Here is a 15,873-nt window from a genome sequence, read left to right on the forward strand (position 1 = left end):
GTTCCTTACACCGCTGCGGCGGGGGCGGGGGGCGCGGCCGGGTCGGTGGGAGCCGGTGCGGGGATGGTGGTCTTGAGCTCCTCGTCCGCGACGGCGGCGACGGAACCGGCGGCCGGCGGCGGGGTGACGGCCGCGATCGCGGTGGTCACCACACCCGCGGGCTCGGCGGCAGTGTCGTCGCCGTCGGCGGCGGCGTTCACGTTGTTGTGGTCGACCGGCTTGCGGCGGGACAGTGACCAGATGACGCCCGAGCCGGCGACGAGCAGGACCGCGACGGCGGCGATGCCCCAGGGGCCCTGCTTGGTGAGGAACTCGGCACCGGCGGCGACCAGGCCCGCGGCGGGCAGGGTCAGACCCCAGGCGACGAACATCCGGGTCGCGGTCGACCAGCGGACGACACCGCCCTTGCGGCCGAGACCGGCGCCCATCACGGCACCCGAGCAGGACTGGGTGGTGGAGAGGGAGAAGCCGAGGTTCGAGGAGGCCAGGATGACCGTGGCGGCGCTGGTCTGGGCGGCGAAGCCCTGCTGCGGCCGGAGGTCGGTGAGGCCCTTGCCCATGGTGCGGATGATGCGCCAGCCACCGAGGTAGGTGCCCAGGGCGATCGCGACACCGGCGGAGACGATGACCCACATCGGCGGGTTGGAGCCGGGGGCGAGGACGCCGCCGGTGACCAGGGCCAGGGTGATGATGCCCATCGTCTTCTGGGCGTCGTTGGTGCCGTGGGCGAGGGAGACGAGACCGGCGGAGGCGATCTGGCCGACCCGGTAGCCCTTGGCGGTGTGCTTCTCGTCGGTCTTGGCGCCGATCTTGTACGTCAGCCGGGTGGCCAGCATCGCGGCGAGGCCGGCGACGAGCGGCGCGGCGACGGCCGGGATGAGGACCTTGGTGACGATGGTGGAGCCGTTCACGGCCGACCAGCCGGCCGACATGACCGCGGCACCGATGAGACCGCCGAAGAGGGCGTGGGAGGAGCTGGACGGAAGTCCGAGCAGCCAGGTCAGGAGATTCCAGAGGATCGCGCCGACCAGCGCCGCGAAGATCACCTCTGTACGAATGCCCTCTTCGTTGATGATCCCGCCGGAGATCGTCTTGGCGACCTCCACGGACAGGAACGCGCCGACGAGGTTCAGCACGGCGGACATGGCCACCGCCGTCTTCGGCTTGAGAGCACCGGTCGAGATGGTCGTCGCCATCGCGTTCGCGGTGTCGTGGAAACCGTTCGTGAAATCGAACACGAGAGCTGTCACGACCACAATGGCGAGCAGCAGCGTGATGTGTTCCATTTACCCAGGCAATCGTTTGAGGTCAGTGGCTGGACGAACGTAAGCAACCTGAGTGAACGGAAGGTGAACTGGGTCGGGCGTTGTGGTGTCTCAAACCGGCGTCAAGGGATTCCGTTTACGGCTCCGGCCCGTCGGCTGTCCACGATGCGGTCACCCCGCAACCCCGGGTAATACCGGCTATCACCGGGCACATGCGACCTGCCCCGGTTCCTCCTCCGCCACCCGGTTCCGACCCCTGGACGGAACCATCCGACCGGGGGACCCCGCGGACGAGACCCATGTCACTCTCCCGGAGGGCCCGCGGGCCCCGGCGGGCCACGGCACGCCCCGTGCGCGAAGACCCCGCCCGCACCTCCCCTCCCGGCCTCCCCTCCGGCCCCCCGGCCGGGGCCGTACGGGTCCCACCGGTGGCAGTCCGCCCCCACCCTGCCGAGACTGGGAGCGTGCGCCCGGCTACAGCGACGGCAGCGGCCGTCACCACTCTGCTCGGTGTCGGCGCGGCCGCGTTCGCGGTCGGCCGGTACGCCAGCGACGTCGCCCTCAAGGCGCCGTCCGGACGTCCCCTGCCCGGGGATCCCAAACTCACCGTGCACGCCACGGGCCCCGAACGGATCACCCTCACCCGCAGCCTCGCCTCGCTGCGCCCCGGGACGTACGGAATGGAGGGGCACGGCCAGCACGCCGTCGTCGGCCCCGTCCTCGACCGGGTCCCGCACACCGCGGACACCGTCGTCCGGCGCCTCGAACGCGTCGAACGCGGGGTGCTCGGTCCCGGCTCCCGCGTCCGCCTCACCCCCCAGCTGCACATCGGCACGCCGATCAGCGCCCTCGGGCTCGCCCACGAAGACGTCGAGATCCCCGGCGAGCTCGGCCCGCTGCCGGCCTGGCTGGTGGCCGCGCCCCGCACCACCTGGGTGATCGCCCTGCACGGGCTCGGCACCACCCGCGAGCACCCGCTGAACGTCGTCCCCTTCTTCAACCGCCGCAAGATCCCCGTCCTCGTCCCCGCCTACCGCGGCGACGAGGGGGCACCCGCCTCCCCGGACGGCCTCGCCCACCTCGGCGACTCCGAGTGGCGCGACGTCGACGCCGCCATCCGCTACGCCGTCCACCGGGGCGCTTCCAAGATCGTGCTGCACGGCTGGGGGACCGGGGCCTCGATGGCCCTGCGCGCCGCCGCCGAGTCGGGCGTACGCGACCGGATCAGCGGCCTCGTCCTCGACTCGCCCGTCCTGGACTGGGAGGCCACCCTCCGCAACCTCGCCGCGGCCCGCCACGTCCCCACCCCCCTGCTCCCGCTCGCCGTCCGTGCCGCCCAGGGCAGGACCGGGCCGCACGGCGACCTCCTGGAGGCCGCCGCCGAACCGGGCGCGCTGCGCGTCCCCGTGCTCCTCTTCCACGGCCCCGACGACACCATCGCCCCCTGGGAGCCGTCCGTCGAACTCGCCGCCCGCCGCCCCGATCTGGTCACCCTCCAGACCGTCCGGTACGCCCCGCACGCGGCGATGTGGAACGCCGACCCGGTCCGCTACGAGGAGGCCCTGCGCCGCTTCCTCACCCCGCTCCTCTAGGGGCCCGGCAGCGGGCGGCGAGGACGGCACGGCCGATTCCGATTGGGCTTTCGGGCCGTCAGCGGGAAGACTGCCCCCGTGACGTCTCGAAAGCCCGATGAACCATTGGCGCGCAACTCCAGACTCCGACTCGTCCGCCCGCGGGCGCTGGCCACCGCCCGACGGGCCGTGACGACCCGGCGCACCCGGCCGGCGCCGCGGCCGCCCGAGGGCACTCCGCCCCGTGCGGAGCTCGCCCGCCAGGCCCGCCACGTCCTCGCCGACGCCGTACGGATCGCCCGCTGGGCCGCCGTCGAGAGCGGCGCCACAGCCGCACCCCGCAGCGGCCCCGGAGCCGCCCCCGCCCAGGAACGGGCCGCCGCCGCACTGAACCTGACGCCCGGCCAGATCCGGGCCGGCTGGGACCGCGCCCGGCTCGCCGGTCTCGTCGAGCTGCACGGTGACACCGCCCGCCCCGGCTGGCGGCTGCACGCCTGGGACCGTGACGACTCCGCCGTACTGCGCGGCTGGGTCGCCCTCTTCGACGCCTGGTCCCTGGTGCACCCGGCCCCCGAGGGCGTCGAGCCGAGCGCCGTCGCCGAGGTCGTCGAGGCCCTCCCGCAGGTCCTGTCACTGCTTCAGCTCTCCCAGGGCCCGGTCCTCGTCCCCGCCCTGCTCGATCTGCTCGGCCAGCGCGTCGAGGAGCTGCGCGAGGAGCGCTGCGAGGTCCCGGGCGCCGAGCAGGCCCCCGAGGCCACGGAGGCCGCCGCGACCTCCGACGCACCCGTGGTGCACGGCACCGACGGGCTGCCGGCCCTGCTCGACTGGGCGCTCGAAGGCCTGGCGGCCGTCGGCGCGCTCACCCTCGACCCCGGAGCGGAGGGGCGTCACGCCACCCTGACCCCGCTCGGCAACTGGGCGGTCTGGGTCAAGCTGGAGCAGATCTGCGTCGCCGCGCAGAGCCCCGCCGGAAACATCGAGCAGTCCGCCGAGGACATGCTCCGCGGCTGCGCCCGGCTCACCCCCGGCCCCGCCCGCGCCGAATACCGCGCCTGGCTCGCGGCCCGCACCCTCTCCAGCGCGGTGACCGAACTCCTCACCGTGGCCCGCGGCGAGGACGCGCTGCTGCGCGGGCTCGCCTTCGAGGCGCTCCGGGTCGTCGGCGCCCCCGCCGAGGCCGAGGTACGGGCCACCGTCGCCGAACCCTCCCTGCGGCCGTACGCACTGCTCTGGCTCGCCGAGTACGAGGGCGCCGACCCCGACGACGCCCAGGAGGTCCTCACCCGCGAGGAGTCCACCTGGCTCTGGGTGGACACGGCCGCCGCCGTCGCCGACCACGGGGAGAGCGAACTGCTCGTCCGGCACCTCGACTCCGCCGTGCAGGGCACCGTCCCGGCGCTCCTCGACGAGATCAGGGCCGTCGGCCACCCCCGTACCGTCCAGGTCCTGGTCGCCCTCGCCGCCGCCCACCCGGACCCGGCTCTGGCCAAGGCCGTCCGCCGGGCCGCCTTCCAGGTCCACACCGGGGGCGCGTGACGGGATCCCCGCCCGGGGATCCCGAGGGGGAGACCTCCCCGGCGCCCGGCTACTCCGCGGCGCCGGGGGTGTACGTCCCGAAGCTCCAGATGTTGCCCTCGGCGTCGCGCGCCATGTAGTCCCGCGAGCCGTACTCCTGGTCCTTGGGCGGCATCACGATCTCCACGCCGTGGGCCACCGCCCTCGCGTGGTGCTCGTCGACGTCGTCCACGTGCACGAACACACCGACCGGGCCGGCGTCGGTCATCAGCTTGTCGAACTCGCTGCCGGTGCCCTTGCTGCCCAGCATCACCATGCCGTTCCCGTACGACAGCTCGGCGTGCGCCACGCGCCCGTCCTCGGCCTCGTACACGGCGTCGGCACGGAAGCCGAAGCCCTCCGTGAGCAGGCTGATCGCCGCCTTCGCGTCCTCGTACGTCAGCGTCGGACAGATGTGGGGTGCCTCAGCCATCCCGATCACTTCCTCTCGATCCGGTCGAACGTGATCCGCGTCTCAGTCTGGCAGTCCCCACCGGCAATCAGCGGAAGGTGTTGCACCGGGCCATGTCGCCCGTCCGGTAGCCCTCGTAGAACCACTGCTGGCGCTGGGCCGCGGAGCCATGGGTCCAGTCCTCCGGGGTCACCCGGCCCTGGAACCTCTCCTGGATCCGGTCGTCGCCCACCGCGGCCGCCGCGTCCAGGCCGTCCCGGATGTCCGCGTCCGTCAGCCGGGTGAGCAGCGGCCGGCCCGTGCGGTCGTCGGGCGTGGTCGTGGCGTGCCGGGCCCACACGCCCGCGTAGCAGTCGGCCTGGAGCTCGACCCGCACGGCGTTGGAGTTCGCCCCGGTGCGCCCGTCCTGGGCGCGGCTCAGGGTCCCCATCAGGTTCTGGATGTGGTGGCCGTACTCGTGCGCCACCACGTACGCCTGGGCGAAGGGCCCGCCGCTCGACCCGAACGTGGTGCGCAGCTCGTCGAAGAAGCCCAGGTCCAGATAGACCTGCCGGTCGCCGGGGCAGTAGAACGGCCCCACCGCGGAGGTCGCGGAACCGCAGGCGGTCGGGACCCGCTGGCTGAACATCACGGTGGCGGCGCCCCCGTACGTGCCGCCCCGGCGCGTGTACTCGCTCCGCCAGAAGTCCTGGACGCTGTTCACGACGGCGACGATCCGGCAGTCCTCGCGGGTGTTGGCGTCCGAACCCTTCTTGCAGGTCTGTGCCACCTGGGCGGCCCCGGACGAGCTGGCCACCGGCTCGTCGCCGCCCGAGGAGAGTCCCAGCTGGTCCGGCCCCACCCCGAGGAACAGGCCCAGGATCAGGGCGATGAAGCCGATGATGCCGCCGCCGACGGTCGCCTTCCCGCCTGGGATGCGACTGCCCCGGACGTCCTTGACCTCCGAGGTGTCCAGATCGGCGTCGTCGTCGAACTGCACGGTCCACCATCCTCCGCGTCACTGCCGCGGCAGAGGCCGCCGCCCTGCGCCGAGTATCGGCCGATCTTTCACCGCTCGCCCCTTTTCTTCCGTCAAGGGAAGTTATGTGAGAAAGATCCGATCGCCCCTCAGGCCCCCTGATGGCCGAAAAGCAGTTGCAGGGGCCCGTTAGACTGGCCGTATGGCCATTCTCCCCGTGCATTAGCGGCGTCGAAGCCCTTCACCAGCCGTCCTTCCGCCGTTTCCCATCGCCCTGGAGTCTGTCCGTGATCACCGCTTCCGGCATCGAGCTGCGCGCCGGCGCCCGAGTCCTCATCGAGTCCGCTTCCTTCCGCGTCGCCAAGGGCGACCGCATCGGCCTCGTCGGTCGCAACGGAGCGGGCAAGACGACCCTCACCAAGTGCCTCGCAGGCGAGGGCGTCCCCGCCGGCGGCCAGATCGCCCGCTCCGGCGAGGTCGGCTACCTCCCGCAGGACCCGCGCACCGGCGACCTCGACGTCCTGGCCCGCGACCGCATCCTCTCCGCCCGTGGCCTCGACGTCCTCCTCAAGAAGATGCGGATGAACGAGGAGCGCATCGCCACCGGCTCCGGCGCCACCCGCGACAAGGCGATGCGGCAGTACGAGCGCCAGGAGACCGAGTTCCTGACCAAGGGCGGGTACGCGGCCGAGGCCGAGGCCTCCACCATCGCGGCCGCCCTCGGTCTGCCCGACCGGGTCCTCGGTCAGCCGCTGCACACCCTCTCCGGTGGTCAGCGCCGCCGGGTCGAGCTCGCCCGGATCCTCTTCTCGGACGCCGACACGCTCCTCCTCGACGAGCCGACCAACCACCTTGACGCCGACTCCATCGTCTGGCTGCGCGACTACCTGAAGAGCTACCGCGGCGGCTTCATCGTGATCTCCCACGACGTCGACCTCGTCGAGACCGTGGTCAACAAGGTCTTCTATCTGGACGCCAACCGCTCCACGATCGACGTCTACAACATGGGCTGGAAGCTCTACCAGCAGCAGCGCGAGGCCGACGAGAAGCGCCGCAAGCGCGAGCGGCAGAACGCCGAGAAGAAGGCCGCCGCCCTCAACTCGCAGGCCGACAAGATGCGCGCCAAGGCCACCAAGACCGTGGCCGCGCAGAACATGGCCAAGCGTGCCGAGCGACTGCTCTCCGGCCTGGAGGCGGTGCGCGCCTCCGACAAGGTCGCCAAGCTCCGCTTCCCCGACCCCGCGCCCTGCGGCAAGACCCCGCTGACGGCCGAGGGACTCTCCAAGTCCTACGGCTCTCTCGAAATCTTCACCGATGTGGACCTCGCGATCGACAAGGGCTCGCGCGTCGTCATCCTCGGCCTCAACGGCGCGGGCAAGACCACGCTGCTCCGGCTGCTCGCCGGCGCCGAGAAGCCCGACACCGGCGAGGTGACCCCGGGCCACGGTCTCAAGCTCGGCTACTACGCCCAGGAGCACGAGACGCTCGACCCCGAGCGCAGCGTCCTGGAGAACATGCGCTCGGCCGCGCCCGACCTCGACCTCGTCCAGGTCCGCAAGACGCTCGGCTCCTTCCTCTTCTCCGGCGACGACGTCGACAAGCCGGCCGGGGTGCTCTCCGGCGGCGAGAAGACCCGGCTGGCCCTGGCCACCCTGGTCGTCTCCTCGGCGAACGTGCTGCTCCTCGACGAGCCCACCAACAACCTCGACCCGGCCAGCCGCGAGGAGATCCTCGGGGCCCTGCGGACGTACAAGGGCGCCGTCGTCCTCGTCACCCACGACGAGGGCGCGGTCGACGCGCTGGAGCCGGAGCGGATCATCCTGCTCCCGGACGGCGTCGAGGACCTGTGGGGCCCGGACTACGCGGACCTGGTCGCGCTCGCCTGACCCGGAGAGGACCGGGTGATCATGCCCGGCTGGATCATTCGGCCCACGGGTGATCCTTCATCTGAGTGAGGGCGTCTCGTACACCCCGGCGCGGTGCTCTGCCGAATCCTTCCGGCAGACCCGCGCCGTACGTGTGTTCCCCCTGTGTCGCTGACCTGCTGATTCCTGTGCCGGGCGGCGCGAAGGCCTGTTTCCGGCCCAGCGGAATCCAAGCTTCCGGTCGTGATGAACGCGCGCTCGTCCACAAACCCGGCGGCATGGACCTTGTCGAATGGGTGGCCAGGACGGACGGGAGGGGTGATCATGAGAAGTCCAGAGCGCACTTCCCATGAGGAGGCACGGGTGGCCGAGACTCTGAAGAAGGGCAGCCGGGTGACCGGCGCCGCGCGCGACAAGCTCGCGGCAGACCTGAAGAAGAAGTACGACTCCGGTGCGAGTATCCGGGCGCTGGCCGAGGAAACGGGCCGCTCCTACGGATTCGTCCACCGGATGCTCAGTGAGTCCGGAGTCACGCTGCGCGGACGCGGCGGAGCGACCCGGGGCAAGAAAGCCGCCTCGGCCTGACATCGGGACGCCTCGACCGGGCCACCGGATCTCCCGGTGGCCACCCGGTCGGTCATCGCGCCGACCAGGTGGTTACTGTGCAGTCACTTAGCATTTCGCATGCAATGTGCTGCACCGTAACCGGAGGCGCCCCATGACTACGCTCGACGACTCTGAGCTCGTATTCCACAAGGACGGTGTACGGCTCACCGTCGAGGACGCCGTTGCCACGGTGACCCTGACCAATCCGGCGAAGCGCAACGCTCAGTCTCCCGCTCTGTGGCGGGCGTTGACAGAAGCCGGCCGGTCGTTGCCCGGCAGCGTGCGGATCGTCGTCCTGCGCGGTGAGGGACAGTCCTTCTCCGCCGGACTCGACCGGCAGGCGTTCACGCCCGAGGGCTTCGACGGAGAGCCGTCCTTCCTCGATCTCGCGCGCGGTTCCGACGCGGACCTCGACGCGGTCATCGCCGAGTACCAGGAGGCGTTCACCTGGTGGCGCCGCAGCGACCTGGTGTCGATCGCGGCCGTCCAGGGGCACGCCATCGGCGCGGGCTTCCAGCTCGCTCTCGCCTGCGACCTGCGGGTCGTCGCCGAGGACGTGCAGTTCGCCATGCGCGAGACCAGCCTGGGCCTCGTCCCGGACCTGACCGGGACGCACCCGCTCGTCTCGCTCGTCGGCTACGCCCGCGCGCTGGAGATCTGCGCCACCGGCCGCTTCGTCCACGCGGAGGAGGCCGAGCGCATCGGTCTCGCCAACCTGTCCGTGCCCGCCGACGAGCTCGACGCGGCGGTACGGGACCTCGGCGCCGCCCTGCTCGCGGCGCCGCGCGACGCGGTCACCGAGACCAAGGCGCTCCTTCAGGGTGCCTCCGGCCGCTCGTACGAGGAGCAGCGCGTCGCCGAGCGCGCCGCCCAGGCCCGCCGCCTGCGCGACCTGGCGGGCCTCGGCGACTGACGCCTGCCCGCACGCGCCGGGGCCGCATACGCCGGGTCCGCACGCGCCGGGCCCGGCCTAGCGCAGGCCCGACACCACGACCGTGACCGCGGTCCCCTCCGGGGCGACCGCGGCCACCGCCGTGCGCACCGCGCGGGCCACGTCCAGCGGGCGGGCCCCGGCCGTCACGGCCACTTCCACCCGCACCTCGTCGGGCTTCCGGCGCACCGGCGGACCCAGCGTGTCCGTCACCGCCGCGACCCCCGCCACCCCGAGCGCGGCGAGCGCCGCGGGATCGTCCGTCGCCGGCGAGGTCGGGCCCGGCGGGGGAGCGGCACCGGCATCCGGCGCCGGCGGCGCCGCGTCGAGCAGATCCGTCACCCGCAGGTCCACCACCGCGACCACCAGGCCGAGCCCGTCCTCGGCCGCGGCGAGCAGCGCCGCCCGCAGTTCCCCGGCGAGCTCCGGCAGTTCCCGCCCGGCGACCGCGCCGAACGAGGCCGTGATCAGCAGGCCGCCCGATTCCGGCTCGTCGGGCACGTCGCCAGGACCGATGCGGAGCCTGCCCGGCACCACACCCCGTACCGCCGAGGCGGCCACGTCGAGCACCTCGCGCACCGCCCGCTCGGTGATCCAAGCCCCCTCCGCCGCCGTTCCGAGCGGCAGCAGCCTGCCCGGAGCGAGGCGGTCCCGTACCGCAGCCGTCCAACCGTCACCCGTCGTCATTACCCCAGCCTGCCGTATCCCCGGGGCGAGGTCGGGTAAGCGCCCTTAGTGTGGGCGAGGAACCCCGAAATATCCCAGAAGGGGCGAAACGTGATGACGGACACCACGCATTCCACCGAGTCCACCGGCGGCGAACCGCGCCGGACCTCGGTCACCAAGCGGGGAGGCGGCGCTGCCGCGACCCGCGGCCGGACCAGCATCGCCGACGGAGTCGTCGAGAAGATCGCCGGACTCGCCGCCCGTGACGTCGACGGCGTCCATGCCATGGGCAGCGGCATCTCCCGCACCTTCGGCGCCGTACGCGACCGCGTGCCCGGCGGGGGCAGCAGCAAGTCGAACGTCACCCGAGGGGTGAAGGCCGAGGTCGGCGAGGTGCAGACCGCGCTCGACCTGGAGATCGTCGTCGACTACGGCGTCTCCATCGCCGACGTGGCCGGCGATGTCCGCGAGAACGTCATCGCGGCCGTGGAGCGCATGACGGGCCTCGAGGTCGTCGAGGTCAACATCGCCGTCAGCGACGTGAAGCTGCCCGACGAGGAGGAGGACGAGCCGGAATCACGGCTGCAGTAGCCGCGGACGGCATTGCGCGGGGGGCTCGGGATGACTCGGAAAGGAGTCAGTAATGAGCATGGCGGTGGTCGGCCTGGTGGCCGGCATGGCTCTCGGCTTCGCCGGATACTTCGGCGGCTTCGGGGCGTTTGTACTGGTCGCGGCCTTGGGTGCGATCGGCTTCGTGGCGGGCCGCTTCCTCGACGGCGACCTCGAACCCGGCGACCTGTTCCGGAGCCGCGACCGCGGCGACCGGCGGCGGTGACCCGGGGTGGCAACCGACCTGGTCTCCCCGGACCCGGTGCGTGACCGGGGCGCCACCTCGATCGCCGACCGGGTGGTGGCGAAGATCGCGGCCCAGGCGGCCAGGGAAGCGGTGGGCACCGTCCCGGAGGGCGGCTCCAAGCCGCACGCCTCGGTCGTCGTCCACCGGGACGTCGCCCGGGTCGCGGTGAGCCTCGACCTCGACTACCCCACCGACATCGGGGCCCGGTGCGGGGCCGTCCGGGGACGGGTGCGCGCGCGGGTGGAGAAGCTCGTGGGCATGGAGGTCCACGAGGTCACCGTCCAGGTGGAACGCCTCCACTCCCCGCTCACCCGCCAGTCCGGACCGAGGGGCCGCCTGTCATGACGACTCCCCCCGAACCGTCCCCCAGGCACGAGCCCACCCCGCCCCCCGGCAGCGAGCCGACCCGGGCCCGCGGCGGCGACCCCGACTCGCCTCCCGGCTCCCACCCCGGCTCCGACCCCCACTCCGGCTCCGGCTCCGGCACCCACTCCGGCTCCGATCCCCATTCCCACTCCGGTTCCGGCTCTCCCTCCGACGACGTCCCCGTCCTGACCGACACCGACGCCCCCGCGCCCCGCGTCCGCCGCTTCTGGGCGGTCCGACGCATCCCCGCCGCCGTTCTCGCGGCGCTCGTCCTCGGCGGGGTCGGGCTCCTGCTCTACGACGTGGCGGCCGTACGGGCCGACCGCACCGCCATGGCCTGGCGGCGCGAGCTCGCCGACGGCCTCGCGACCCGGCCGCTCGACGACACCTGGGTCGTGCTCGGCGCGGCCCTCGCGGTCGTCCTCGGCCTCTGGCTCCTGGTCCTGGCCACGACCCCCGGCCTGCGCGCAGTCCTCCCGATGCGCCGCGAACACGCCGACGTACGGGCCGGACTCGACCGTGAGGCCGCGGCCCTGGCCCTGCGGGACCGCGCCATGGAGGTCTCCGGAGTGCAGTCCGTCCGGGTCCGGGTGGGCCGCGCCAAGGTGGCGGTCAGGGCCGTCTCCCACTTCCGGGCGCTCGACGAGGTCCGCGCCGACGTGGAGACCGCCCTCGCCGCCGGCGTCGACGAACTGGCCCTCGCCCACGCGCCCGCGCTGACGGTACGGGTGGCCCGGCCGCCCAGGAAGGCATGAGCCATGAGCCACGAAGAGGTGCTCCGGTGACGGTCGTCCTCCGGCGCGTCAACCGCGTCCTGCTCGGCCTCGCCGGGCTGCTGCTCGTCCTCGTCGGCGGGGGAGTCCTCGCCGCCTCCCTCGATCTGTCCGTACCGTCCTGGTGGCCCTGGTCGGGCCCCGCGGACGTGCTGCTCTCCGCCGCGGACCGGCAGCGCTGGCGCGACGAGGGCTGGTGGTGGCCGGTGGTCATCGCGGCCCTCGGACTCGTCGTCCTGCTCGCCCTGTGGTGGCTGCTCGTCCAGTTCCGGCGGGCCCGGCTCGCCGAGGTCGTCGTCGACAGCGGCGACGGCGATGCGGCGGTGCTGCGCGGCCGGGCCCTGGAGGGCGTCCTGGAGGCGGACGCCACGGCCCAGGACGGCGTGGCCCGGGCCCGGGTCTCGCTCACGGGCCGCCGCGCGGCCCCCCGTACCCGCGTACGGCTCCTCCTGGAGCCGTACGCCTCCCCGGGGGCCGCCCTGACCACGCTCAGCACCCAGGCCCTGGCCCACGCGCGGACGTCCACGGGCCTGCCCGCCCTGCCCACCGAGGCGCGCCTGCGGGCGGTGAAGCACCGGGCCCGCAGGGTCACCTGAGGCTCCTGGGTTCCTGCGGATCAGAACTCGGCGCGCGCCCCGCCGTCCACCGGGAGCATCAGCCCCGTGAGGTACGAGGCGGCCGGCGACAGCAGGAAGGCCGCCGTCCGCCCGAACTCCTCCGGGGTGCCGTAGCGGCGCAGCGGGATGGTGAGCTCGTTGGCCGCGCGGGCCGCGTCCGCGTCGCCGGAGAGGGAGTCCAGGAACCGCACCCGGTCCGTGTCGATCCGGCTGGGCAGCAGCCCGATGACGCGCACCCCGCGCGGGCCCAGGTCGTTGGCGAGGGACTTCGCGAAGCCGGCGAGACCCGGGCGCAGACCGTTCGAGATGGTCAGGCCGGGGATCGGCTCGTGGACCGAGCCGGACAGGACGAAGCCGATGACACCGCCCTCGCCGAGCGTCTCGGCGGCCGCGCGGGCCAGTCGTACGGCCCCGAGGAAGACGGTGTCGAAGGCGGTGGCCCACTCCGCGTCGGTGTTGTCGGCCGCGAAGCCGGGAGCCGGTCCGCCGACGCTGATGAGGATGCCGTCGAAGCCGCCGAACCGCGCCCGCGCCTCGGCGATGAGCCGCGCCGGGGTCTCCGGGTCGGCGTTGTCGGCGGCGATGCCCGCCGCGCCCGGGCCCAGCTCGGCCGCGGCCTCGGCGACGGTCTTCTCCTCGCGACCGGTGACCAGCACCTTGGCCCCCTCGGCCAGCAGCGCCTCGGCGGAGGCCCGCCCGAGCCCCCGCGTCGCCCCGGTCACCACGTACACACGGTCCTTCAGTCCAAGATCCATGGAGCTATCCTGCCGGGTCCTGATCCTCGGCTGCCAGTGCGAGCGCCGTGCCCACCAGGCCGATGTGGCTGAAGGCCTGCGGGAAGTTGCCCAGCTGGCGGTCCGTCACCGGGTCGTACTCCTCCGCCAGGAGGCCCACGTCGTTGCTGAGGGCCACCAGGCGCTCGAACAGCTCCCGGGCCTCCTCGGACCTGCCGGTCAGCCGCAGGGCGTCCGCGAGCCAGAAGGAGCAGACCAGGAAGGTGCCCTCCTGGCCGGGGAGGCCGTCCACCTTGCCCGAGTCCGTGCTGTAGCGGCGCAGATACCCGCCGTGCATCAACTCCGCCCGTACCGCGTCCACCGTGCCGACCACCCGGGGGTCGTCCGGCGGCAGGAAGCCGACCTGCGGGATCAGCAGGGTCGCGGCGTCCAGCTCCCGCGAGCCGTACGACTGGGTGAAGGTGTTCCGGACGGGGTCGTACGACCTGGCGCACACCTGCGCGTGGATCTCGTCCCGCATCGTCCGCCACCGTGCCGCGTCGCCCGGCAGCGAGGGGTCCGCCTCCAGGGTGCGCACCGCCCGGTCGGCGGCCACCCAGGCCATCACCTTCGAGTGGGTGAAGTGCCGGCGCGGCCCGCGCACCTCCCACAGCCCCTCGTCGGGCTCGCGCCAGGTCGACTCCAGGAAGCCGAGCAGGCTCAGCTGGAGGTTCCAGGCGTGCCGCTCCGCGGGGATCCCGGCCTCACGCGCGCGGTGGAGCGAGTCCATGACCTCGCCGTACACATCGAGCTGGAACTGGTCCACGGCCGCGTTCCCGGTCCGTACCGGCGAGGAGTCGGCGTAGCCGCGCAGCCACGGCAGGGTGGTCTCGGGGAGCCGGCGCTCCCCGGCGGGCCCGTACATGATCTGCAGGTCGGCAGGGTCGCCGGCGACCGACCGGAGCAGCCAGTCCCGCCAGGCGCATGCCTCGTCGACGTATCCGGCGGCGAGCAGCGCGCCGAGGGTGAGGGAGGAGTCGCGCAGCCAGCAGGCGCGGTAGTCCCAGTTCCGTACGCCGCCGACCTCCTCCGGCAGGGAGGTGGTGGGGGCGGCCATGATCCCGCCGGTCGGGGCGTACGTGAGGGCCTTCAGGGTGATCAGCGAGCGCAGCACCGCCTCCCGGTACGGGCCGCGGTAGGTGCAGCGGGCCGACCAGTCCCGCCAGTCCGCGAGGGACTGCTCCAGGGCCTCGTAGGGGTCGACGAGGTCGGGGCGCGGCTCGTGCGAGGGGTGCCAGGTCAGCACGAACGCGACCTTCTCGCCGGCGGTGACGGTGAAGGAGGAGCAGGTGGAGAACTGCTGGCCCCAGGTCTTCACGGGCGGCTCGCTGCGCAGCCAGACCGCGTCGGGCCCGGCGATGGCGACCCGGTGGCCGTCGGAGCGGCGCATCCACGGCACGACCGATCCGTAGTCGAAGCGGAGCCGCAGGACGGAGCTCATCTCGACCCTGCCGCTGACGCCCTCCACGATCCGCATCAGATCGGGGGCCTTGTCCCGCTGCGGCATGAAGTCGACGACCCTGACGGTGCCGGTCCGGGTCTCCCAGTAGGTCTCCAGGACGAGGGAGTCCTCGGCGTACCGGCGGGAGGTACAGGCCGTGGCGCCCGTCGGGGCGATCCGCCAGTGGCCGTTGTCCTCGTCGCCGAGGATCGAGGCGAAGCAGGCCGCCGAGTCGAACCGGGGCAGACACAGCCAGTCGACCGATCCGTCGCGGCCGACGAGCGCGGCGGTCTGGAGATCGCCGATGAGGGCGTAGTCGTCGATACGTTGCGTCACGCTTTGGGCTGTTCCCGGAAGCGGCGACGGTCAATCAGAGGGACGGAGTGGCCTGGATCGCTTCGGAGTCCCGTTCCGGGGTTCCCGGGGTGCCCGGAGTGTCGTTCCCCGTGGTGCCGGCGGAGGCCTCGGTCTCCCGGTCGCGCTTCTCGCGGCGGACCAGGATCACCCAGCCGACGGGCACCCCGGCCGCGAAGAGCCACCACTGCACCGCGTACGCCATGTGGGCGCCGATCGATGCGTGGTCGGGCTCGGGGATCAGCTCGGGGGTGTCCCCGGCGGGTTCGGGCCCGGTCTGCTCCAGGTAGCCGCCCAGCACCTCGCGGCCGATGAGCTCCGCCTGCTGCTCGCTGTTGATGAGCATGACCTGACGGTCCGGCAGCCCCTTCAGGTCCTTGATGCCGCTGGCGCCGGTCGTCTCGTCGGCCTTGAGCCGGCCGGTGATGGTGACCTCGCCCTTGGGGGCGGGCGGCACCGGCGGGAAGGAGTGCTGGTCGGCGGCGGCCGGGACCCAGCCGCGGTTGACCAGGACGATCCGGCCGTCCCGGAGGACCAGCGGGGTCAGGATGTGGACGCCGACCCGCTCGTCGGAGGAGGTGCGGCGGCGGACGACCACCTCATGGGTGGTGTCGAAGGTGCCGGTGGCGGTGGCGGGCCGCCAGTAGTCGGAGCGCGGGACCGTGTGGCCGGGGGAGGTGAGCTCCTCGACCGGGACCGGCTTCGCCGCGATGCTGTCCGCGATCAGGGCGTTCTGGGCGACCCGGCGCTCGTGCCGGTGGAACTGCCAGAAGCCCAGCTCGATCATCGTCGGGACGAGGACGAGGGCGATGAGGGTGAGGATCACCCACTGCCGGGACAACAAGAAGCGGTACACCCCATGACC

Annotated in this window: 17 protein-coding genes; 10 read left to right on the forward strand and 7 right to left on the reverse strand. The window is 73.0% G+C overall.

The window, feature by feature from the left end; translation table 11 throughout:
* Positions 1–5: 5 nt before the first annotated feature.
* Positions 6–1,286, reverse strand: a complete 1,281-nt coding sequence (locus N5875_RS29795) for an inorganic phosphate transporter (RefSeq protein WP_338497266.1) — start codon at positions 1,284–1,286, stop codon at positions 6–8.
* A gap of 443 nt (positions 1,287–1,729) precedes the next feature.
* Between N5875_RS29795 and N5875_RS29800 the strand changes: the two genes are divergently transcribed.
* Both N5875_RS29800 and N5875_RS29805 read left to right on the forward strand, forming a co-directional pair.
* Positions 1,730–2,857 carry a hypothetical protein gene (locus N5875_RS29800; RefSeq protein ID WP_318207111.1) on the forward strand — a complete coding sequence of 376 codons (1,128 nt, stop codon included), beginning with the start codon at positions 1,730–1,732 and terminating at the stop codon, positions 2,855–2,857.
* 168 nt (positions 2,858–3,025) lie between these two features.
* Positions 3,026–4,372 carry a hypothetical protein gene (locus tag N5875_RS29805; protein ID WP_338499304.1) on the forward strand — a complete coding sequence of 449 codons (1,347 nt, stop codon included), beginning with the start codon at positions 3,026–3,028 and terminating at the stop codon, positions 4,370–4,372.
* Between the two features lie 49 nt (positions 4,373–4,421).
* Here the strand turns inward: N5875_RS29805 and N5875_RS29810 are convergent, their stop codons facing one another.
* Both N5875_RS29810 and N5875_RS29815 read right to left on the reverse strand, forming a co-directional pair.
* Positions 4,422–4,823, reverse strand: a complete 402-nt coding sequence (locus N5875_RS29810; RefSeq protein ID WP_318207110.1) for a VOC family protein — start codon at positions 4,821–4,823, stop codon at positions 4,422–4,424.
* A 67-nt stretch (positions 4,824–4,890) separates the two neighbouring features.
* Complete coding sequence (locus N5875_RS29815) at positions 4,891–5,781, reverse strand: neutral zinc metallopeptidase (protein ID WP_318207109.1); 891 nt, start codon at positions 5,779–5,781, stop codon at positions 4,891–4,893.
* A 266-nt stretch (positions 5,782–6,047) separates the two neighbouring features.
* On the opposite strand from N5875_RS29815, the gene N5875_RS29820 reads away from it, so the two are divergent.
* From N5875_RS29820 to N5875_RS29830, 3 genes are all read left to right on the forward strand, one after another.
* Positions 6,048–7,646 (forward strand): ABC-F family ATP-binding cassette domain-containing protein, encoded by a 1,599-nt coding sequence (locus N5875_RS29820; protein ID WP_318207108.1) that lies wholly within the window; start codon positions 6,048–6,050, stop codon positions 7,644–7,646.
* A 342-nt stretch (positions 7,647–7,988) separates the two neighbouring features.
* On the forward strand, positions 7,989–8,210 hold the full coding sequence (locus N5875_RS29825) for a helix-turn-helix domain-containing protein (protein WP_006123601.1): 222 nt from the start codon (positions 7,989–7,991) through the stop codon (positions 8,208–8,210).
* A 133-nt stretch (positions 8,211–8,343) separates the two neighbouring features.
* A complete protein-coding gene (locus tag N5875_RS29830) occupies positions 8,344–9,144 on the forward strand; it encodes an enoyl-CoA hydratase/isomerase family protein (protein ID WP_318207107.1) in 801 nt (266 codons plus the stop codon).
* Positions 9,145–9,201: 57 nt separating this feature from the next.
* On the opposite strand, the gene N5875_RS29835 is transcribed toward N5875_RS29830, so the two are convergent.
* A complete protein-coding gene (locus N5875_RS29835; RefSeq protein ID WP_318207106.1) occupies positions 9,202–9,849 on the reverse strand; it encodes a hypothetical protein in 648 nt (215 codons plus the stop codon).
* A 93-nt stretch (positions 9,850–9,942) separates the two neighbouring features.
* Here N5875_RS29835 and N5875_RS29840 point away from each other — a divergent pair, with 93 nt between their 5' ends.
* Genes N5875_RS29840 through amaP form a run of 5 tightly spaced genes read left to right on the forward strand, consistent with a single transcriptional unit; the run spans position 9,943 to position 12,419 of the window.
* A complete protein-coding gene (locus N5875_RS29840) occupies positions 9,943–10,419 on the forward strand; it encodes an Asp23/Gls24 family envelope stress response protein (protein ID WP_318207105.1) in 477 nt (158 codons plus the stop codon).
* 52 nt (positions 10,420–10,471) lie between these two features.
* On the forward strand, positions 10,472–10,663 hold the full coding sequence (locus N5875_RS29845; protein WP_318207104.1) for a hypothetical protein: 192 nt from the start codon (positions 10,472–10,474) through the stop codon (positions 10,661–10,663).
* 6 nt (positions 10,664–10,669) lie between these two features.
* Positions 10,670–11,029 carry an Asp23/Gls24 family envelope stress response protein gene (locus N5875_RS29850; RefSeq protein WP_338497274.1) on the forward strand — a complete coding sequence of 120 codons (360 nt, stop codon included), beginning with the start codon at positions 10,670–10,672 and terminating at the stop codon, positions 11,027–11,029.
* Complete coding sequence (locus N5875_RS29855) at positions 11,026–11,805, forward strand: DUF6286 domain-containing protein (protein ID WP_318207102.1); 780 nt, start codon at positions 11,026–11,028, stop codon at positions 11,803–11,805. Before N5875_RS29850 ends, N5875_RS29855 begins: the two co-directional genes overlap by 4 nt.
* A 26-nt stretch (positions 11,806–11,831) precedes the next feature.
* Positions 11,832–12,419: an alkaline shock response membrane anchor protein AmaP gene (amaP, locus tag N5875_RS29860; protein ID WP_338497275.1), complete on the forward strand. Its 588-nt coding sequence runs from the start codon at positions 11,832–11,834 to the stop codon at positions 12,417–12,419.
* A 20-nt stretch (positions 12,420–12,439) separates the two neighbouring features.
* Here the strand turns inward: amaP and N5875_RS29865 are convergent, their stop codons facing one another.
* Genes N5875_RS29865 through N5875_RS29875 form a run of 3 tightly spaced genes read right to left on the reverse strand, consistent with a single transcriptional unit; the run spans position 12,440 to position 15,864 of the window.
* Positions 12,440–13,195, reverse strand: coding sequence for an SDR family oxidoreductase (locus N5875_RS29865; RefSeq protein ID WP_338497277.1), 756 nt, complete (start codon positions 13,193–13,195; stop codon positions 12,440–12,442).
* 4 nt (positions 13,196–13,199) lie between these two features.
* Positions 13,200–14,990: a glycoside hydrolase family 15 protein gene (locus N5875_RS29870; protein WP_338497280.1), complete on the reverse strand. Its 1,791-nt coding sequence runs from the start codon at positions 14,988–14,990 to the stop codon at positions 13,200–13,202.
* Positions 14,991–15,024: 34 nt separating this feature from the next.
* A complete protein-coding gene (locus N5875_RS29875) occupies positions 15,025–15,864 on the reverse strand; it encodes an SURF1 family protein (RefSeq protein WP_338497282.1) in 840 nt (279 codons plus the stop codon).
* Positions 15,865–15,873 lie beyond the last annotated feature (9 nt).

This window comes from Streptomyces sp. SJL17-4, assembly GCF_036826855.1.
Classification (GTDB): Bacteria; Actinomycetota; Actinomycetes; order Streptomycetales; family Streptomycetaceae; genus Streptomyces.

Excerpts from the sequence above, each read along its gene's own strand:
- N5875_RS29855 (WP_318207102.1), top strand. The coding sequence starts at position 11,026 with ATGACGACTCCCCCCGAACCGTCCCCCAGGCACGAGCCCACCCCGCCC.
- N5875_RS29795 (WP_338497266.1), bottom strand. The coding sequence starts at position 1,286 with ATGGAACACATCACGCTGCTGCTCGCCATTGTGGTCGTGACAGCTCTC.
- N5875_RS29845 (WP_318207104.1), top strand. The coding sequence starts at position 10,472 with ATGAGCATGGCGGTGGTCGGCCTGGTGGCCGGCATGGCTCTCGGCTTC.
- N5875_RS29830 (WP_318207107.1), top strand. The coding sequence starts at position 8,344 with ATGACTACGCTCGACGACTCTGAGCTCGTATTCCACAAGGACGGTGTA.
- N5875_RS29810 (WP_318207110.1), bottom strand. The coding sequence starts at position 4,823 with ATGGCTGAGGCACCCCACATCTGTCCGACGCTGACGTACGAGGACGCG.
- N5875_RS29840 (WP_318207105.1), top strand. The coding sequence starts at position 9,943 with ATGACGGACACCACGCATTCCACCGAGTCCACCGGCGGCGAACCGCGC.
- N5875_RS29835 (WP_318207106.1), bottom strand. The coding sequence starts at position 9,849 with ATGACGACGGGTGACGGTTGGACGGCTGCGGTACGGGACCGCCTCGCT.
- N5875_RS29865 (WP_338497277.1), bottom strand. The coding sequence starts at position 13,195 with ATGGATCTTGGACTGAAGGACCGTGTGTACGTGGTGACCGGGGCGACG.